This window comes from Klebsiella sp. MS 92-3, assembly GCF_000195655.1.
Lineage (GTDB): Bacteria > Pseudomonadota > Gammaproteobacteria > Enterobacterales > Enterobacteriaceae > Klebsiella > Klebsiella pneumoniae.
Genome location: NZ_GL882873.1, coordinates 2,201 through 3,323, shown reverse-complemented (window position 1 = coordinate 3,323; position 1,123 = coordinate 2,201). Strand labels below are relative to the sequence as shown.

3 protein-coding genes are annotated in these 1,123 nt (G+C 54.3%); all 3 read left to right on the top strand.

Annotated features, from left to right (window positions below):
- Positions 1-182, top strand: a 182-nt coding sequence (locus HMPREF9538_RS32675; protein WP_216087202.1) for a hypothetical protein, incomplete at its 5' end; no start/stop codon positions are given.
- Between the two features lie 96 nt (positions 183-278).
- Positions 279-551 carry a hypothetical protein gene (locus HMPREF9538_RS00265; RefSeq protein WP_004152759.1) on the top strand — a complete coding sequence of 91 codons (273 nt, stop codon included), beginning with the start codon at positions 279-281 and terminating at the stop codon, positions 549-551.
- Entirely contained in the window at positions 548-898 is a 351-nt protein-coding gene (locus HMPREF9538_RS00270; protein WP_004152758.1) for a hypothetical protein, read from the top strand. The genes HMPREF9538_RS00265 and HMPREF9538_RS00270 overlap by 4 nt, the downstream gene beginning before the upstream one ends.
- The last annotated feature ends 225 nt before the right edge of the window (positions 899-1,123 follow it).

Here is a 1,123-nt window from a genome sequence, read left to right as displayed (position 1 = left end):
GGGGGGGGGGGGTTTTCCTTCCGGAAAAGTGCTGCTATAACTTATTCGTGCAATGCGCGGTATCCGCTTTCCTGGTAAATCAGTCGCCCGGTCTGCCAGGTGATACTGCAGTTCATTCCTTATATGATCCAGTGATGTTCGCCTGCTTTTTAAGCAGGCTTTTTTTTGTTGATTATGTATGACATCTGTCATACAGTTGATTGCGTAATGAACAGAAATTGTTCCACTTAACTCAGTGAGGCGAAGCGCAGTCGCGGGTGAGCCAAAGGAGAGCCAGCATGAACTTCACGATAACATCCCGTAAAACCGGCGAAATTTTCAGTTTTTACGCACCCGACAGTGGCGGTTATGTTCACCTGGAGTCCCCGGGACATTCTGGTAACACCGGCGCCCAGATTTGCTGTGGTGGAGGGTTCATGGGGAGTACGCTTTCCTGTGGCGCTTCTGAGGACGATCTGGCCAGTGTTGCCCGTAAATGGTACCGACAGTTCGTGAGGGAGCGGCGCAAATTCTTAATGATGTCGGGCCAGTATTCTGAGGATAACCAGTGAAAAAAGAGATCTCCCGCAACCCCTCTTTCACACCTTCGCCTAAGCTGCGAGCACATCTGAACTCCCACCGGGAAGGGGTGACTGAACGGCTGAATAATATCTTTGATCGCTATGCGCATCTGGTTCGCGCCTGTGCCCTTCCTCTCGATGACGACGAAACACAGGTTCTGCTTAATGTGCTGAATGGCTCCGTTGTGGAACCCGCCTTTATTGAATATCTGGCTCAGGAAATTCGGGACTCGGATGATTATCTGGAAGGGATACCCGCAGCTAAATCACTGTACGAAAAGTGTCAGTCAGCGACCTATCCGCAATTGCTGGCCACCGTCGAACGTCTGGAACGATAAGAAAGGCATAACAACACGGGCCCCCTTCGGCTCCTGGCCAGCTGCGCTGTCCAGTCGTCGAGCCACACTCCGCCAGGGCAGCTGCTGCGCACCTGCCGGGCTCCGCCGAACCCGCTACGCGGTTTCGGGCCTGACGGCTAGTGTCTGATGTCTGAGGTCAGGGTCAACGGCAGCGCTTGCTGCGACCGTTCCGGCCGCGCCGCTTTCACCGTGCCGGCGAAGGAC